Consider the following 17234-nt stretch of genomic DNA (forward strand, 5'->3'; position numbering starts at 1 on the left):
CGCATGCGGAAGGGCCGCCTCCCCGATCAGGAGACGGCCCTTCGAAGGCTGCGGATCAGAGGCGGGTGAGCTCCGCGACACCGATCGACGAGTCGGCCATGCCGTAGAAGACGAACGTCCGTCCTCCGATCTCCTCGACCGCAGTGGGGAACACGACGTTTCCGAGGGTTCCCTGCAGCTCCTCCGCGGTCTCGGGTGCGAGCAGGGGCTCCGCCGAGCGGGCGAGCACGCGGCGAGGGTCCTCCGCGTCGAGCAGGATCGCACCGGCCGAGTAGCGCGAGCCGTAGGCCAGCTCGAAGCCCTTCGGAGTGGCGCCGGAGACGCCGTGGTGCAGCAGCAGCCAGCCTTCCGGCACGCGCAGCGGCGAGGGTCCGGCGCCGATCTTCGCGCTCTCGTAGGCCATCTCGGGCCCGACGAGCATCGCCGAGTCGTGCAGGCGCGTCAGGGCCGTGATGTCTGCCGTCGCCTCGTCGAGGTCGATGTAGCCGATCCAGATCGAGGGACGTACTTCGTCGATGCCTGCCGGGGGTCGTGCCCCCTCGCCGGGTCGCAGCCAGTCGAGATCCCACATCGGGCGGTGCAGCACGGCGATGCGCGGCTTCCCGTCAGGACCGGGCACCGGCTCGGGGAAGAAGACGATGTCCTTGTTGGCGAACAGGTTCAGGTCGGTCGCGAGTTCGGGCTGATAGGCGAACTGGATCGGGCCGAGACGGTGCCACGTGACGGTGTCGCGCGAGTACGCGAGCGCCGGTCGTGGCCCCAGCGGTCCGTAGGCGATGTACGTCATGACGTGCAGACCGAGCGGTTCCAGGAAGGTGATGCGCGGGTCTTCGACTCCGGCGTTCTGGTGGCCGTGCTCCCACTGCTCGTCGGGGGAGAGCACGAGGCCGAGGCGCTCGACACCCGTCGGCACGCCGTCCTCGATGATGACGCGGGCTCGCGCGATTCGTGAGACGTTGCCCTCTGCGACGACCCGTGGGTAGAGGTAGAGCTCGTCGTCCGGCCCCCAGGCGGTGCCGGGGTTGAGGACGCCCTCGGCCTCGAGCGGGTCGGCGGGGTCGGCGGTCATGATCGTGCCCAGTCGCGTCAGGGCGTAGGGGATCGCAGTCGTCGGAGCGGAGGAGGGGAATGGGGTCATTGCCTTGCTTTCGGGGTGTTTCGGGGTCGACGGCTCAGCCCTTGATGGCGGAGCCGAGGTTCGCGGACGTGAAGTGTCGCTGGAACATCAGGAACAGCACGACCACCGGCACGGCGAGCACGCACGCGCCCGCGAGGACGGCTCCCATCGGGTTCTCGAGGAACGACCCGTTCGTCTGCGAGAAGTTCGCGAGGCTGACGGCGAGCGTCTGCTTCGTCGCATCCTTGGTGACGAGGAACGGCCACAGGAACTCGTTCCACGGACCGATGAACGTCACGAGCATCGCCGTGAGCACGGCCGGGCGCACGAGCGGAACCGCGATGAGGAGCAGGATGCGCAGTTCGCTGGCTCCGTCGATGCGTGCGGCGTCGAACACGTCGCGGGGGATCTGCAGGAAGTACTGGCGGAAGATCAGCACGGCGACCGAGTTGATCGCGAACGGCAGGATCATCCCGATGAAGTTGTCGGCCAGGCCGAAGTAGCGCACGACCATGACGTACAGCGGGATCATGAGCAACTGGAACGGGATCGCCTGCACGAGCAGCACGAGCGCGAACACGAGCCCGCGTCCTCGGAACGACAGCACCGCGAGCGCGTAGCCCACGAGCAGCCCGAAGACGAGCGTGCAGCCCACCACGCCGGCGGTGAAGATGAGCGAGTTCAGCAGCGAGCCGAACAGGTTCACCGATTCGTTGATCTCGACGAAGTTGTCCAAGGTGAGGTTCTGCGGCAGCGGGAGAAGGCCGAGCAGACTGGTGTCGCGTTTGCGCTGGAGGGCGCCGATCACCATGTAGTAGAACGGCACGAGGGCGGCGACGGCCCCGACGAGGAGCAGGGCGAATCTCAGGGCGGAGATCACCCGGCCGCTGCGGCCGGGGCGCGTCGCCCGGGTGGTCGTGGCGGTCATCGGGTCCTGCCTTCCGTGATGCGGCGCGAGACGAGCGAGACGATCATCACGGCGATGACGAGGATCATCCCGATCGCGGCGGCGATATCGGGCTTCCCCTGCTGGATCCCCTGCTGGTACATGAGCAGCGCCGGGGTCATCGATGCGCCGTTCGGCCCGCCGCCGGTCAGCAGGTACGGCTCGGTGAAGATCTGGCCGGTGGTGATGATCGACAGCAGCACGACGAGCGAGGTCACGGGGCGCACGGCAGGGAGCGTGACCGAGCGGAAGCGCTGCCAGCGTCCTGCCCCGTCGAGCTGCGCGGCCTCATGCAGCTCATTCGGCACGTTCTGCAGGGCGGCGAGGTAGAGCAGGATGTAGAAGCCGAGGTTCTTCCACGTGACGTACACCGCGATGAGCGGCATGATCAGGGCAGGGTTCGCGAGCCACGAGGGGTCGGGCGCGAGCGATCCGAGCATCGAGTTCACGACGCCGTTGCCGTTGAAGAGGAAGATCCAGACCGCGAGCGTCGCGACGGATGCCGTCACGTACGGAACGTAGTACGAGATGCGGAAGAAGCCCTTCCAGTGCACGACGGCGTCGAGACCGGACGAGAGCAGCAGTCCGAGGACGACGGTGAGTGGCACGTTGATCACGAGGAAGATCAGGAGGTTGCCGAACGCCTGATGCACAACGGGGTCGCCGAGGACCGTCGCGAAGTTCTCGAAGCCCACGAAGGGGTGGGGCACCTCCACCCCAGGGGCGGTGAAGTAGAAGTCGTGCACCGACATCCAGATGCCGAAGCCGAAGGGGATCAGGAACACCACGATGACGAAGAGCATGTAGGGGGCGCTCAACAGCAGGCCGAGCGGATTCTCGCCGAGCCAGCGACGCAGCGTGCTGCCGCGTCGGCGAACCCCGACGTTCGATTCCTGCGCTGGTGCGTCACTGCCCATGGCGTGTGTTCCTCACTGATACGACCGTCCGCCGAGTGCCCGTGCATCGATCTCGGACGGGTCCCGGCGTTGACAACTCTCTTAGTAAACCGGTTTTGGTCAATCTGGTCAACTGGTGGGGTCGCCCTGATCATGTCGGCGGGATTCGGCGCGACACAGGCCATATTGGAGATCTCAGAGTGACTAAATCCGGCTAAACGTGGGATACGATTCGAGCATGACAGCGACCCCCTCCGAAGCGCCGGATAGTGGTACGGGTGCGAGAGACTCCATCGCGGCGGCGGCTCCGCGCGACCGCAAAGTGACGATCGATGACGTCGCAGCTCGGGCCGGCGTTTCCAAGAGCGCGGTGTCGTTCGCGTTCAACGGTCGGCCAGGTGTGGGTGAGGAGACGAAGGAGCGCATCCTCCAGGCGGCCCGTGAACTCGAGTGGCGTCCGGATGCGCGAGCGCGTGCCCTGTCGCGGAGCCGCGCACAGGCTCTGGGGCTCGTGATCCTCCGTGACCCTGAACTGGTCAGCACCGATCCGTTCTTCGCTCAGTTCGTCGCCGGTGTGGAAAGCCACCTCTCGACGGTCGGATATGCCCTGGTGCTTCAGGTCGTAGACGGACAGGACGCCGAGAAGGAGGCATACTCGCGGTTCGCGCGAGAAGCGCGCGTCGACGGAGTGTTCATCACCGACCTTCGTGTCGACGACGAGCGGCCGAGCGCGCTCGCCGCGTTGGGTGTGCCCTACGTCGTCCTCGGATCGCCCGAGGGTGAGGGGAGTGCTCCCATCGGATTGGACGACGCGGCCGGCGTCCGGCGCGCCGTCCGTCATCTGCATGCGCTCGGTCACCAGCGCATCGCCCATGTCGCCGGGGGTGACAGGTACGTGCACTCGCGCGTGCGCCGTGAAGCCTGGGAATCGGAGATGCGACGGCTCGGGCTCGAGCCGGGTGGTGTGGCGCAGGGGGACTTCACCGGAGGATCGGGAGCACGAGCCACGCACGAGCTGCTCGACCAGACGGAAGCGCCGACGGCGATCATCTACGCCAACGACATCATGGCGATTGCGGGAATCTCGGCAGCGATCGACCGGGGTCTGCGTGTGCCGCAGGACCTCTCGGTGGTGGGATTCGACGACATCCCGCTGGCGCCGTACATCACACCGCCGCTGACCACGGTGCGACAAGACGTCTTCCGGTGGGGCAATGCCTGCGCCCGCACACTGGTGGCGCTGATCGAAGAGCGGGAGCACGCGCCGATCGACTTGCCCGCGGTCGAGTTCGTGGTGCGGGGAAGCACGGCGAAGGTGCCGATGCCGTCGGAGACCCTCCCGGAAGGGAACGAATGAACGACGGCGCTCCCCGTCTGATCGCGTTCGATCTCGACGACACGCTCGCGCCGTCGAAGAGCGCTATCCACCCCGTGATGGGAAGGCTGCTGTGTGCGCTCGCCGGCCGCATCGACGTCGCCATCATCTCGGGAGGAAGCCTCGAGCAGTTCCTCGTTCAAGTCGTGGATCGACTGCCCGAGGCGGATGCCGCGACTCTCTCCAGCTTTCACCTGCTTCCTGCCTGCGGAACCCAGTACTACCGAATCGGACTCGCCGGCGTCGAGACCGTGTACGCCCGCAGCCTCGCCGCAGACGCCCGAGCCGAGGCAATGGCTGTAGTGGAGGAGGAGGCTCGGCGACTCGGCCTGTGGGAGACCAGGCCCTGGGGCGAGATCGTTGAAGACCGAGGGTCGCAAGTCACATTCTCCGCGCTGGGCCAGCACGCTCCCGTCGGTGCCAAGTCCGCGTGGGACCCGACCGGAACGAAGAAGAATGCGCTGCGCGCCGCCGTCGCCGCTCGCCTCCCGGAGCTGGAGGTGCGGTCGGGTGGCTCGACCTCGGTCGACATCACCGAGCGCGGTATCGACAAGGCCTACGGGATGAAGCGGCTCGTCGAGCAGACAGGCATCCCGCTCGACGACATGCTCTTCGTCGGCGACCGTCTGGACGTCGACGGGAACGACTATCCGGTGCTCGCGATGGGCGTCCCCTGCAAAGCCGTTGCAGGTTGGGAGGACACAGCCGCATTTCTCCGAGGTCTCATCCTCCGCTCAGGGGTGCGGGACAGCACTGCTGGATGAGGCTGACGCGCCCGCCGTCCCGTCACCCCGGCCCCAGCCGGAAGACGGGCACGAAGTCGGGGTCGACGATCGCCGGCCGCCGCAGGCTGAACGCGGAGATGTCGTGCTCGGTGCGGCCGACGGTCAGCAGTTCGGCGAGGATCCGCCCCATCAGGCTCGCGAACTTGCCCGCGTGGCCGGCGCCGTTGAACACCGCGACATGGGGATGGCCGGGGATGGTGTCGAGCACGAAGTCCCGGTCGGCGGGCATGTCGTACACGCAGGTCTTGCTCACCAGGAGCGGGCCGGCGGCGGCCGGAAGGTGCTCCCGGAGGAAGTCGTGGAGCAGCAGCGGCTCCGTGTCGTCGGGCACGAACGTCCGCTCGGCAGATGAAATGAAGCGCCCGCGCATGTCCCGGGCGATCTTGATCGCCGCTTCGCCGTAGACGGGGAACCCGTAGTGCACCTCGTCGGCGTGATGGATCCAGATGGGGAACCTGTCCGGAGTGAACTCCGCGAGGTTCGATGAGGAGAAGTACCCGACCTGCTCCTGGCTCAGCGTGAGTTCGAAGGAGAGGCCGAGGTCAGGCATGAGGTCGCCCAGCCACGAACCGGCGGCGACGACGAGGTGGCCAGCGTCGAACGAGCCCTCCGAAGTCGTCACCGTGACCCCTTCGGCGGTGACCCGCACACCGGTCACGACCACCCCCGAGCGGAACTCGACCCCGGCGGCCCGGGCGAGCGACACATGAGCGGACACTGACCGGCGGATGTCGAGGATGCCGCCCTCTGCCTGATGAATCCCGATCGTGTCGTCGCTCACGTTCCACTGCGGGTACTGCGTGCGGATGTCGTCGATCGTCAGTTCGTCGTAGCGGATGCCCGCGGCATCCATCGCCCGGCGGTACCCGTCGATCTCCGCCGCGCCGGGGCTGCCCGCGGCCGCGAGGTCGATCCCTCCGGTCTTCGTGTAGACCTGCAGACCAGAACGCTCCTCGACCTGGGCCCAGGCGGCGAACATCGCATCCGTGAGCCGGGTGTACTCCTCGCGATGGTAGGCGCGGCGGATGATCCGAGAATGGTCACCGGAGGATCCGAAGGCATGGCCGAGCTCGAACTGCTCCAGCACGAGAACGCGCTCTGCGCCGCCCTGCGCCAGCCAGTAGGCGGCCGCGGATCCGATGGCTCCGGCGCCGATGACGATGTGAGAGTAGCCCTGGCTCATGTCGTCGACTCCTTCGTGAACAATGCGATGAAACGGTATGCGGCGGCATCCACCTCCGCCGAGGGGCTGAGCAGTCGCTGCAGCAGGAGTCCGCGCATGCCGGCGACGGCGACGAGGCTCGACTGCGCGGCATCCGTCGCCGAGGATCCGTCGCGACGGGCAGCCGCTTCGAGGAGACGCGTCAGATCATCGAGATCGGCCACGAACTCGTCGTAGGCGCCGCGCTCATACACGGCCAGGCCGATCAAGTGGAAGAACGCACGGGTCCGCTCCTCCTGTGCTGTGCTCGAATAGAAGTCCCAGATCGCCCGGAACAGATCGATGAATCCGAGGCCCCCGCTCGTCGCCGCGATCATGAGATTGTCGCGGCGGCGTGCTTCGGAGAGCACAGCGCTGAGCAGACCCGGCCGCGAACCGAAGTGGTAGGTCAGCAGCGTGTGGTGCACGCCGAGGCGCTCCGCCACCTGCCGCATCGACAGGTTCGGGCTGGGGCCGTTCTCGCCGAACTCGTCGAACAGCGCCTCCAGGAGCCGTGCCCTTCCTTCGCCCACCGGTGCTCGCATGTTGCCTCCGTTGACTTCTTCACCACTGTTGAGTACGTTAGCGCACAACCAATTCACCACTGTTGAGGACGCAGTCGTTCTCGGAAGAGGCGTCATGACCGAGATCTGGTTCGCAGACGGGATCATCGCCGACGGGTCCGGCGCCGAGCCTTCGCCCGCGGACGTCTGCGTGGAAGACGGCGTGATCACCCGGATCGGATCGGCTCCGGCGAGCGCGACCACCGTGGACCTCGACGGCATGCTGCTGACGCCCGGCCTGATCGACGCCCATGTGCACTTCGGACTCTCGAGCCCGATCCGCGCGCAGTTCGGCTTCCAGCTCTCGGCCGCGGAGATCGCCGCCGACATCTTCCACACCGCGAGCCGCACCCTCGACGCGGGATTCACCACCGTGCGCGACACCGGAGGCATCGATGGGGGAGTGGTCGACGTCATCGCGAAGGGCAAGGTCCGTGGTCCGCGGGTGCTGTCGTGCGGCCCCGTGCAGTGTCAGACCGGCGGACATGGCTACTACGGGGCGGCGTGGGAGCCGACCGAGCTGTGGGAGACGCACCACATCCCCGGGCTCACGGCCCTGTCCCTCATGTCGGGTAACGCCGACGAGCTGCGGCGCAATGTGCGGGAGTCGTTCCGGCGCGGGGCGACCTTCCTGAAACTGTGCGTCACGGGCGGTGTCGTCGGGGGTCACGACCGCCTCGACGACACGCAGTTCACGGTGGCGGAGATCGCGGTCGCCGTCGAGGAGGCCGCCGCGCGCGGCACCTATGTGACCGTGCATGCGCACAACAACGCCGGCATCCGCAATGCGGTGCGGGCGGGCGTGCGCTGTGTGGAGCACGGGACAGACATCGACGAGCCGACCGCACAGCTCATGCGGGAGCACGACGTGGCGCTCGTCCCCACCTTCGCGGTGGTCGATCAGATCATGGACCCCGGGAGCCTCGACGTGGACCCATCGACACGCGACCGCCTGGCCGGCGCTCGTCGCCGCATGGCGAACGCGCTCGAGATCTCCCGTGCAGCGGGCATGCGGATCGGCCTCGGCTCTGACCTCCTCGGACCCGAGCAATACCGCAGAGGCGAGGAGCTGCGACTGCGCGCCGAGCTGGAGTCGCCCATGCAGGCGCTCGTCTCGGCCACCCGCGTCAATGCCGACATCCTCGGCATCGGAGACACCGTCGGGATGCTCCGCGTGGGGATGGCGGCCGACATGGTCGCGTGGGAGCGGAACCCGCTCGACGACGCCCGCATCTTCGCGGATCCGGACATGGCCGCCTTCGTCGTGAAGGCCGGCCGCATCATGAAGGGAGACACCCAGTGAGCGCGATGCTGAACGGCTGCTTGGCCGACACGGAGTACCTCGAGGTCACGGCACGGTCGGGGCATCGCTACGCCGTCTGGGTGACGACACCCCCGGGCTATGCGGAATCCGCCGAGCCCCTGCCGCTGATCTACGTGACGGACGGCAACTGGGCGGTCGGGCTCACGGCCCCGCTCATCGTCACCCAGGCGGACCCCTACCTCACGATCGCTCCCTACATCCAGGTCAGCGTCGGCTATGCCGGTGACGAGGCCGCGCAGTGGGCCCAGCTTCGCAACCGCGACCTCGTGCCGCCGGGAGAACCCGTGGGCGACGAGATGCGCAGGACGCTCACGGCCGCCCGCGACTCCGGGGCGATGACCCCGGAGCACGTCGACGCCTACCTCGCCCAGCTGGCCGACACCCACGCCGACGTCTTCCTCGAATTCCTGACGGAGGAGCTCCACCCCCTCCTGCAGTCGAAGTTCCGTGTGAGCGAGACCGGTCATGGGCTCTTCGGCTACTCCTACGGAGGTCTCTTCGCCCTGTACGCCTGGTTGCAGGCGACGTCTCCGTTCGCGACTTTCGGCGCCGGCAGCCCGGGTGTCGCGGCCACGGACAGCCAGGTGTTCCCGCTGATCGCCGCGCTTTCGAACCACGATCCCGCCTCCTCCGCTCGGCGGCTGCACGTCACGCTGAACGAAGCCGAGCTGTTCGGAGAGATTCCCATCTACCGGGAGATCGGGCGCAACCTGCTCACCGTCCTCGAAGAACTGCATGCGAGGGGACGCGCGGGGGACGTCTCGAGGGCCATGCTGCACGAGACCCACCTCACCGGGTTGCAGGCCTCGTTCCTGAGCTACCTCAAGACCTGCCACACGCGCTCGGGATCCATCCACGGCGACGATGCCCGTGACTGAGTCCGCGCTCCTCGCCGATCTCTCCGCGGTGCTTCCCGCCGACCGTCTGACGACGGACCCGGATGTGCTCGAGAGCTACGCGCACGACGACGCCGAGTGGGCGGAGTGGTCGCTGCCCGCCTGCCTCGTGCGACCGTGCACCCCCGAGGAGGTGCAGGCAGTGGTCCGGGCATGCCTGCGCCATGACACCGCGGTCGTCGCCCGTGGGGCGGGCACCGGGCTCTCCGGCGGTGCCAATGCGCTCCCCGGCTGCGTCGTGATCTCCCTGGAGCGGATGAACGCCGTGCTCGAGGTGGACGAGCTCGAGCGCCTCGCCGTCGTGCAGCCCGGGGTGGTGAACGACGACCTCCGCGCCCGCGTCGCCCAGAACGGCCTCTGGTATCCACCGGATCCGGCGAGCTCGCCCTGGTCGACCATCGGCGGCAACGTCGCGACGAATGCCGGCGGGGTCTGCTGCGTGAAGTACGGCGTCACCCGGGACTACGTGCTCGGTATGCAGGTCGTGACCGGGACGGGAGAGCTCGTCCGCCTCGGACGCCGCACCGCGAAGGGCGTCGCGGGATACGACCTGACCGGTCTTCTGGTCGGATCCGAGGGGACGCTCGGTATCGTCACCGAGATCACGGTGCGACTGCGGCCGGCTCGCCCGCCCGAGCAGACGATCGCCGGGTTCTTCGACTCGCTCGCCGACGCGGGGGAGACGGTGCGCGAGGTCGCGGCTGCCGGGCTCACGCCGTCGGCGCTGGAGCTGATCGACCGGAACTGCCTGCGCGCGGTCGACGACTGGAAGAACATGGGGCTCTCGGCCGACGCCGCGGTCGTGCTGCTCGGGCGCGTGGACACCCCGGGTGCCGCGGGGGAGGAAGAGGCCGCCGCACTGTTGGCCGCCTTCGAGCGCGGCGGTGCCACGTGGGCCGACCGGAGCACGGACGAGGCCGAGGGGGAGGCGCTCTTCGCCGCCCGACGACTGGCCTATCCGGCCTTGGAACGCCTCGGTCCCGTCCTGACCGAAGACGTGTGCGTCCCGAAAGCCGCCGTTGCGGAGATGCTCGGACGCATCGAGGCCATCGGGCTCGCGAACGACGTGCTCATCGCCAACATCGCGCATGCGGGCGACGGCAACCTGCACCCGCTCCTCGTCGTTCCGGCCGGTGACGACGAGGCGCGCGCTCGCGCGGAGAAGGCGTTCACGGAGATCATCGACGCCGCCCTCGCGCTCGGAGGCACTGTCACCGGCGAGCACGGCGTGGGTCTGCTCAAGCGCGAGGGGTTGGTGTCAGAGCTCGCTCCCGCCGTCCTCGACATGCATCGAGCGATCAAGGCCGCGCTCGACCCCGCCGGAATCCTCAACCCCGGCAAGGTCATCGGGTGAGAGCGGGGCGTGGTCGTCACCGGGGTGATCCTGCTCGCCATCGCTCCGTTCGTGTCCTACGCGGCCGTGGCCTGGGCCCCGGGCTTCGCGATCGGGATCCCGTGACGCAACGCCGCCGACTCTGGCGCCCAGCCGCGGGATCGAGGATGATATCGATCATCGCCAGGACACCGTGAACGAAAGGGCGTACCGCGACGATGACGAACCTCACGATCGGAACTGTTCTCGGCGATGCCGGGGCAAGAGCCGAACTCGACGCGCGGCGTTTCAACCGCCACACCTTCTGGGTCGGTCAGAGCGGGAGCGGCAAGACGTACGCGCTCGGCGTGCTGCTGGAGCAGCTGCTGCTGGAGACCGAGCTGCCGATGCTCATCCTCGATCCGAACGGCGACTTCACCCGGTTGCGCGAGACCAGGGCCACGGCGAACGATGCGGATGCGTCGCGGATCGCCGCGGCGGACATCCGGGTGTTCCGTTCTGGCGCAGGGGTGGGCGACGGGGATCGGCTGCATGTGCGCTTCGTCGATCTGGTGCCCTCATCGAAGGCGGCCGTGCTGCGGATGGATCCCATCGCCGACGCCGAGGAGTACAACGCTCTGATCCATGTCGAGCAGGAGGCCGAGAGCTTCGACGCGCGCGACATGCTCCCCGACCTGCGCGCGTCGGACGACCCCGCCCTGGTCGGACTCGCGAACCGGATGGAGAACCTCGAGGTCCTGGAGTGGGAACTGTGGTCGCGCGGTGCCCTGTCGGTGGTGGACACGATCGACCAGCGCCCGCGGGCGACCGTCCTCGACCTCGGTGGCTTCGAGCACCGGCCGGAGCCGAAGGTCGCCGCGCTCGCCGTGCTCGAGCACCTCTGGTCCCGGCGGGAGGAGCGCCGCCCGTTGCTGATCGTGATCGATGAGGCGCACAACCTGTGCTCGCCGAATCCGGAGACGGCGGTCGAGCGAGCCCTCACGGAGCAGCTGGTGCAGATCGCGGCCGAGGGGCGCAAGTTCGGGCTCTGGTTGCTGCTCTCCACCCAGCGGCCGACGAAGATCCACCCCAACGTCCTCTCGCAGTGCGACAACCTCGCGCTGATGCGGGTCAATGCACCCCGAGACCTCGCCGAGCTCGCCGACGTGTTCGGCTTCGCCTCGGAGGAGGCCATCCGTCGGTCCGCGCAGTTCGTGCAGGGGCAGGCGCTGTTCGCCGGTGGTTTCATCGCCGAGCCGACGTTCGTGCAGATGGGCGCGCGGCTCACCGAGGAGGCCGGTGGCGACGTGAAGGTCCCGCTCCGGGCGGGAGAGGAGTGAAACTCGACGAGGGCGGTGCGCGGCGAGCGGAAGCGGCGACGGAGATGACGACGAACAGGTCTGCTGCGGACGACGGGATCCTGCGTGTGCACCGTGTGCTGCGCCCCGGATTCGGGACGGAGGCCGCCGTCTACGGCACCATCCTCGTCAGCGGTCTCGTCGCGGTGTCGTCCGCGCACGGGGAGACATCCTTCGCGGTTCTCATCTCCGTAGCCGTCACGGTCCTCGTGTTCTGGGGTGCGCATGTCTACGCCGGCACCGTGGCGAGAGTCAGCGACCGTGATGAGCGAGCTCGCGGTGAGCGCGTCGGTGTGCGGGCGGCGTTCGTCGCGTCGGTGAAGCACTCCCTGGGCATGCTCACCTCGGCGGCCGTTCCGGCGATCATCCTGCTCGCCGGAACGACACGGGTGATCCCCGACGGGCTCGCGAACGACCTCGCGCTGTGGTCGGGAGTCGTGATCCTCGCCTTCCTCGGCTACGTGGCATTCCTCCGCCGCGGAAGCCCCCAGGTCGTCCGCCTGCTCGGGGCGCTGGCCACGGCGTCGTTCGGGATCGCGTTCGTCGTGCTCAAGGCGCTCGTGCACTGATGGGGGTGGCGCGAGCGCGGCAGCCCGATCAGGCGGCGCTGCCCACCGGCACCGTGGTGCGGATGCTGTTCGCGGCGGCGATCACGGCCGACAGGGTGGCCGCCAGCACCGAGCGCCCTCGGCCGGCCATCCATCGGTCGCCGCCCGACGAGCGGTGCTCCAACAGGGTCAGTGCGTCGCTGTCGTTGCCGGAGCCGACGCTCGTCTGATGCAGGCTGACCACATCGACGCGGATGCCGTGGGCGTCGAGTGCAGCGGTGAGGGCCTCGACCGGGCCGACCTCGGTGTGGTCGGTGACGTGCGCGTGTCCGTCGATGCGCAGCGTGATGGCGGTGTGGGTGCGCCCGGCGCTCTCGGCGATGTCGTACGCGACGAGCTCGACGGCAGCGGCGGCCGGGCGGATGTACGCGCTCCCGAACACGTCCCACAGCTCGGCGGCCGTGATCTCCGCTCCGGTCGCATCCGCGTGGCGCTGCACGTGGCGGGCGAAGTCGATCTGCAGGCGCCGGGGCAGTTCGACGCCGTACTCGGTCTCCAGCAGGTAGGCGATGCCGCCCTTGCCGGATTGCGAGTTCACACGGATCACCGCGTCGTAGTCGCGTCCGATGTCGGCGGGATCGATCGGCAGGTAGGGAACCCGCCACTCGATCTCGTGCTCCGGGCGCCCCTCTGCGGCCGCACGGGCGCGGTGCTCGGCGAAGCCCTTCTTGATCGCATCCTGATGGGTCCCGCTGAACGCCGTGTGCACGAGGTCGCCCACGTACGGATGCCGGGCAGGCACCTCGATCCGATTGCTGTACTCGACAGTGCGGCGGATCTCGTCGATGTCCGAGAAGTCGATCATCGGGTCGATGCCCTGTGCGTGCAGGTTCAGTGCGAGGGTCGCGATGTCGACATTGCCGGTGCGCTCGCCGTTCCCGAAGATGCAGCCTTCCACCCGCTGAGCTCCGGCGAGCACGGCCAGCTCTGCGCAGGCGATCCCGGTACCGCGATCGTTGTGCGGATGCACCGAGAGGATCACCGCATCGCGGCGAGCCAGGTTCTTGTGCATGTACTCGATCTGGTCGGCGTACACGTTGGGAGTCGCCACCTCGACCGTCGCCGGCAGGTTCAGGATGACCGGGCGCTCGGGAGTCGCATCCCACAGGTCGGTCATGGCGTCGCAGATGTCCAGGACGTAGTCGGGCTCGGTGAGGTTGAACACCTCGGGCGAGAACTCGAACCGCACGTTCGGCAGATCGCCGGCGAACTCGAGCACGTCGCGACCGCCGGCGAGGATGAGCTGCTTCAGATCTGCTTCGCCGTAGCCGAGGACCATGTCGCGCCAGGTCGGAGCCGTCGCGGTGTACATGTGGATCACGACCGGATTGCGGATGCCGCGGATGGAGGCGACCGTGCGCTCGATGAGATCGCGACGGGCCGGGGTGAAGACGACGATGGTCACGTCGTCCGGCGCGATGTCGCTCTCGGCGATGAGGCGGACGAAGTCGTGATCGGTCTGCGACGCCGAGGGGTATCCGACCTCGATCTCCTTGTAGCCCATCGAGACCATCAGCTCGAAGAAACGCCGCTTCCGGTCGGGGTCCATCGGTTCGGCGAGTGCCTGGTTGCCGTCGCGCAGGTCGACGGGTACCCACAGGGGCGCCGCAGTCAGGCGGTGCGTGGGCCAGTCGCGCTTGATCAGGGGAACTTCCACTCGCGAGAACACGTCGCGGTAGCGGTGCGAGGGCATCTGCGAGTGCCGTTGCCGGTTCCAGGACGGTGCGTGTGCGGGTACCGGACCGGCCGGCGTGGAGATGCGGGAGGCGGGTGTCGTGGTCATGGCGGTGCTGCTTCCTTCGTTCAGAGAGGCGACCGGCGCATGTCCGACTCCACGACGGGGAGCCGGTCCGGCTATGCCCCGCCGTGGCGGCGAAGAAGAAGGTGCTCTGACGTGAACATGGCTAGACTGTAGCAGAACTCCTCAGACAAGTAGACGAAACCTATCGATGAGAGATCGGACGATCATGGCGCAGGTGAAGCGCGCACCGCTGGCGGATCAGGCCGCGGAGCTGCTGCTGGAGCGGATCCGCGCGGGAGAGTGGACGCTGGGGGAGAAGCTCCCCGGCGAGACGACTCTCGCACCGCAGCTCGGAGTGGGGCGCTCCACGGTCCGCGAGGCGATCCGTCAGCTCGCCGGGCGCGGGGTGCTGGCCTCGAGGCAGGGGTCAGGAGTCTTCGTCACCGCGCTGGACGCCCCGGAGGACTGGGACTCGGTCCTCCGCCGGGCCGGAGTCGTCGCGGTGATCGAGGCGAGGGTCGCGATCGAGACCGAGGCGGCGGCGCTCGCCGCCTCACGACGCACGCCCGCCGATCTGCGCGCCATCCGCCGTGCTCTGGCCGGTCGTGCTGCGCACCGCTCGGATATCGAGAGCCACGTCGACGCCGACACGGTCTTCCACCGGTCGATCGTCGCCGCAGCACACAACCCGGTCCTGCTCGATCTGTTCGACAGCTTCACCCCGCGGCTGCGGGAGGCCATGGTCGAGATGCTCCGCATCCGCCGGGTGTTCGGCGGCGACGAGGACCACGATGCGCACGCCGTGCTCGCCCGGGCGATCGCCGACCGCGACGCGAAAGGCGCGGCCGACCTCAGCCGCGCCCACCTCCTCACGCTGCGTGACGCGCTCGCCTGAGGGGCCGCTTCTCACCTCAGGATGACCAGCTCTCGAGTGGTCCTAGTCATGGCGACGTAGCGGTCGACGGCGCCCGTCACATCGTCACCGAACTGCTCCGGCCGCACGAGGGCGACCAGGTCGAACTCGAGCCCCTTCGCGCCCTCGGGGGTCAGCGACCGTACCCTTTCCCTCGGTGCGAAGCCGGGGTCGCCGATGACGCACGCCACGCCGTCGGGATGCGCGTCGAGCCAGGTGTGCAGCACCTCCGGCAGTGATGAGGCTTCGCCGAAGCGCACCGGAACGCCGCTCTCTCGCACCGACGTCGGCACGTTCGCGTCCGGGATCGCCGCCAGCACGAGGGGGGCCGCCGTCGCCATCACCTCCGCGGGGGTCCGGTAGTTCACTCCGAGGTGGGTGATCCGCACGTCGCGCAGACCGATGCGCATGAGCCTCTCCTCCCAGGTCTCGGTGAAGCCCTGCCGCGCCTGCGCGCGGTCGCCGACGACCGTGAAGCTGCGCGAGGGGCAGCGGGCGACGAGCATCCGCCATTCCGCATCCGTCAGCTCCTGCGCTTCGTCGACGACGATGTGGCCGAAGGGGCCGGCCAGCGCGTCGGGGGTGAGCGCCGGCGGGGCGTCGACGCCGAGCAGCACGTTCCGTGCGTCCTGCCCGCGCAGGATCGACATCACCTTCATCTCGCTGTCGTCGTCTTCGATCAGGTGGTCGACGACGTGGGAGATCTGCTCCTGCGCCGAGGCGATCACGGCCTGACGGCGGTGCTCCTCGCGCACGGACTCCGGGTCGCCGATGCGGCGCCGCGCCGCGTCGAGGAACGGGAGGTCCGCCGTCGTCCACGGCGCCGTCCCTTCCCGGTGCAGCAGCGCGACGTCGTCAGCGGACAGCCCCGGAGCGCACTTCCGGAGCAGATCGGGCGAGCTCCACATCCGCTCCACCACGGTGGTCGGCGACAGCAGCGGCCAGGCGCGCACGAACGTCCCGGTGAGCTCGTCGTCCTGACGCAGCCAACGCCGGATCGCGTGCGGTGGCACCTCCTCGTCGCCGACCTGGTCGACGAGGATCTCCAAGAGCTCCTCCCACACATCATCCCGAGCCTCGTTGTGCGACGCTGCGGGGTCGGCAGCGGCGAACACCTCGACCCACTCCTGACGGCTCAGCCAGAGGTCAGCCCAGGGGGATTCCAGGCGCATGGCATGCTGCGGCGGACGCTCGAAAGACCGCGCCGCGGCATCGAGCATCAGGTCGGGGGAGAGGGAGGCCTTCCGCGAGGCCACGCGCGCATCCGGCTCGTCGACGGCGGTCGCGCCCTCCGGGACGAGGTCCCGCAGCGTGCACAGTCGCACCGTGTCCTCGCCGAGACTCGGCAGCACATCTTCCACGTATGCGAGATAGTGCGCGTTCGGCCCGACGAGCAGCATGCCTCCGGCGCTCTGGGTCAGGCGCGGCTCCGCGTACAGCAGCTGCGCGGCCCGGTGCAGAGCGACGACCGTCTTTCCCGTGCCCGGACCGCCGTCCACGACGAGCGCGCCGGGGGAGGGCGTGCGGATGATCGCGTCCTGGTCGGCCTGGATCGTCGCGAGCACGTCGCGCATCCGCGAGGTGCGGTGCGTGCCGAGGCTGGCGATGAACGCGGACTGATCGTCCAGGGACGCTGCGCCGTCGAACCCGGCGGGGGTGAGCGCCTCGTCCCAGTAGTCGTTGATGAGCCCGTCCATCCAGCGGTATCGACGACGCGAGACGATGCCGCGCGGATCCTCCATGGTCGCGGCGAAGTACGGTTCGGCCGCCGGGGTCCGCCAATCGACGAGCAGCCGGGTGCCGTCCGCCGCAGCCAGCCCCGTGCGGCCGATGTAGATCGGTTCGCCCTCGGTCGGAGTCATCCGGCCCAGGCAGATGTCGATGCCGAACCGTTGCAGGATCCGGAGCCTCCCGCTCAGGCGTCGGATCTCCAGGTCTCGGTCTACGGCACTGTCGCCGAATCCCGCACGCTGGCGGCGCACCTCGGCGAGACGTCGGGTGACCTCGGCGCGCTGCTCCTCCAGGGTGTCGGCGATCCGTCGGAGGTGCTCGCGGTCGGCATCGAGAAGGGCGGGGGTGGCTTTCGTGCTCAGATTCTCGGGCAGGTGGAAGGGATCGAAAGGCATGGGTCTCCTTCACGCGCGAGGGCCGGATCGCACGAGCGAGGGTCGATTCTGCCGCATGGAGGGGGCCTTGCGG

15 protein-coding genes are annotated in these 17234 nt (G+C 68.6%); 8 read left to right on the forward strand and 7 right to left on the reverse strand.

What is annotated here, in order from left to right; genetic code table 11:
- Positions 1-55 precede the first annotated feature (55 nt).
- From ACCO44_RS10385 to ACCO44_RS10395, 3 genes are read right to left on the reverse strand one after another with little or no spacing between them, the layout of a single operon-like run.
- The gene (locus tag ACCO44_RS10385) at positions 56-1138 is read right to left on the reverse strand and encodes a glycosidase (protein ID WP_372466507.1); all 1083 of its coding nucleotides are present in this window, start codon (positions 1136-1138) and stop codon (positions 56-58) included.
- Between the two features lie 34 nt (positions 1139-1172).
- Complete coding sequence (locus tag ACCO44_RS10390) at positions 1173-2045, reverse strand: carbohydrate ABC transporter permease (protein ID WP_262001184.1); 873 nt, start codon at positions 2043-2045, stop codon at positions 1173-1175.
- Entirely contained in the window at positions 2042-2980 is a 939-nt protein-coding gene (locus tag ACCO44_RS10395) for a carbohydrate ABC transporter permease (RefSeq protein WP_372466508.1), read from the reverse strand. The genes ACCO44_RS10390 and ACCO44_RS10395 overlap by 4 nt, the downstream gene beginning before the upstream one ends.
- 217 nt (positions 2981-3197) lie before the next feature.
- Between ACCO44_RS10395 and ACCO44_RS10400 the strand changes: the two genes are divergently transcribed.
- Together ACCO44_RS10400 and ACCO44_RS10405 are read left to right on the forward strand one after the other, a co-directional pair.
- The gene (locus ACCO44_RS10400; protein ID WP_105710225.1) at positions 3198-4316 is read left to right on the forward strand and encodes a LacI family DNA-binding transcriptional regulator; all 1119 of its coding nucleotides are present in this window, start codon (positions 3198-3200) and stop codon (positions 4314-4316) included.
- Positions 4313-5098, forward strand: a complete 786-nt coding sequence (locus ACCO44_RS10405) for an HAD-IIB family hydrolase (protein WP_036303254.1) — start codon at positions 4313-4315, stop codon at positions 5096-5098. The genes ACCO44_RS10400 and ACCO44_RS10405 overlap by 4 nt, the downstream gene beginning before the upstream one ends.
- Positions 5099-5120: 22 nt before the next feature.
- Here ACCO44_RS10405 and solA read toward each other — a convergent pair whose 3' ends face one another.
- Positions 5121-6302 carry an N-methyl-L-tryptophan oxidase gene (gene solA, locus ACCO44_RS10410; RefSeq protein WP_372466509.1) on the reverse strand — a complete coding sequence of 394 codons (1182 nt, stop codon included), beginning with the start codon at positions 6300-6302 and terminating at the stop codon, positions 5121-5123.
- A complete protein-coding gene (locus ACCO44_RS10415) occupies positions 6299-6865 on the reverse strand; it encodes a TetR/AcrR family transcriptional regulator (RefSeq protein WP_372466510.1) in 567 nt (188 codons plus the stop codon). Before ACCO44_RS10415 ends, solA begins: the two co-directional genes overlap by 4 nt.
- A 94-nt stretch (positions 6866-6959) precedes the next feature.
- Here ACCO44_RS10415 and ACCO44_RS10420 point away from each other — a divergent pair, with 94 nt between their 5' ends.
- The 5 genes from ACCO44_RS10420 (at position 6960) to ACCO44_RS10440 (ending at position 12342) form a co-directional block, all read left to right on the forward strand.
- Entirely contained in the window at positions 6960-8186 is a 1227-nt protein-coding gene (locus tag ACCO44_RS10420) for an amidohydrolase family protein (protein ID WP_372466512.1), read from the forward strand.
- A gap of 5 nt (positions 8187-8191) precedes the next feature.
- The gene (locus tag ACCO44_RS10425) at positions 8192-9085 is read left to right on the forward strand and encodes an alpha/beta hydrolase (protein WP_372469397.1); all 894 of its coding nucleotides are present in this window, start codon (positions 8192-8194) and stop codon (positions 9083-9085) included.
- Positions 9078-10457 (forward strand): FAD-binding oxidoreductase, encoded by a 1380-nt coding sequence (locus ACCO44_RS10430; protein ID WP_372466513.1) that lies wholly within the window; start codon positions 9078-9080, stop codon positions 10455-10457. Before ACCO44_RS10425 ends, ACCO44_RS10430 begins: the two co-directional genes overlap by 8 nt.
- 197 nt (positions 10458-10654) lie before the next feature.
- Positions 10655-11755 (forward strand): ATP-binding protein, encoded by a 1101-nt coding sequence (locus ACCO44_RS10435; RefSeq protein ID WP_372466514.1) that lies wholly within the window; start codon positions 10655-10657, stop codon positions 11753-11755.
- 44 nt (positions 11756-11799) lie between these two features.
- A complete protein-coding gene (locus ACCO44_RS10440) occupies positions 11800-12342 on the forward strand; it encodes a hypothetical protein (protein WP_262001176.1) in 543 nt (180 codons plus the stop codon).
- A gap of 28 nt (positions 12343-12370) precedes the next feature.
- Here ACCO44_RS10440 and ACCO44_RS10445 read toward each other — a convergent pair whose 3' ends face one another.
- A complete protein-coding gene (locus ACCO44_RS10445; RefSeq protein ID WP_372469398.1) occupies positions 12371-14074 on the reverse strand; it encodes a 2-isopropylmalate synthase in 1704 nt (567 codons plus the stop codon).
- Between the two features lie 274 nt (positions 14075-14348).
- On the opposite strand from ACCO44_RS10445, the gene ACCO44_RS10450 reads away from it, so the two are divergent.
- Positions 14349-15017, forward strand: coding sequence for a FadR/GntR family transcriptional regulator (locus ACCO44_RS10450; protein WP_372466515.1), 669 nt, complete (start codon positions 14349-14351; stop codon positions 15015-15017).
- Positions 15018-15028: 11 nt separating this feature from the next.
- On the opposite strand, the gene helR is transcribed toward ACCO44_RS10450, so the two are convergent.
- On the reverse strand, positions 15029-17161 hold the full coding sequence (gene helR / locus ACCO44_RS10455) for an RNA polymerase recycling motor ATPase HelR (protein ID WP_372466516.1): 2133 nt from the start codon (positions 17159-17161) through the stop codon (positions 15029-15031).
- Between the last annotated feature and the right edge of the window lie 73 nt (positions 17162-17234).

The organism is Microbacterium maritypicum (assembly GCF_041529975.1).
Classification (GTDB): domain Bacteria; phylum Actinomycetota; class Actinomycetes; order Actinomycetales; family Microbacteriaceae; genus Microbacterium.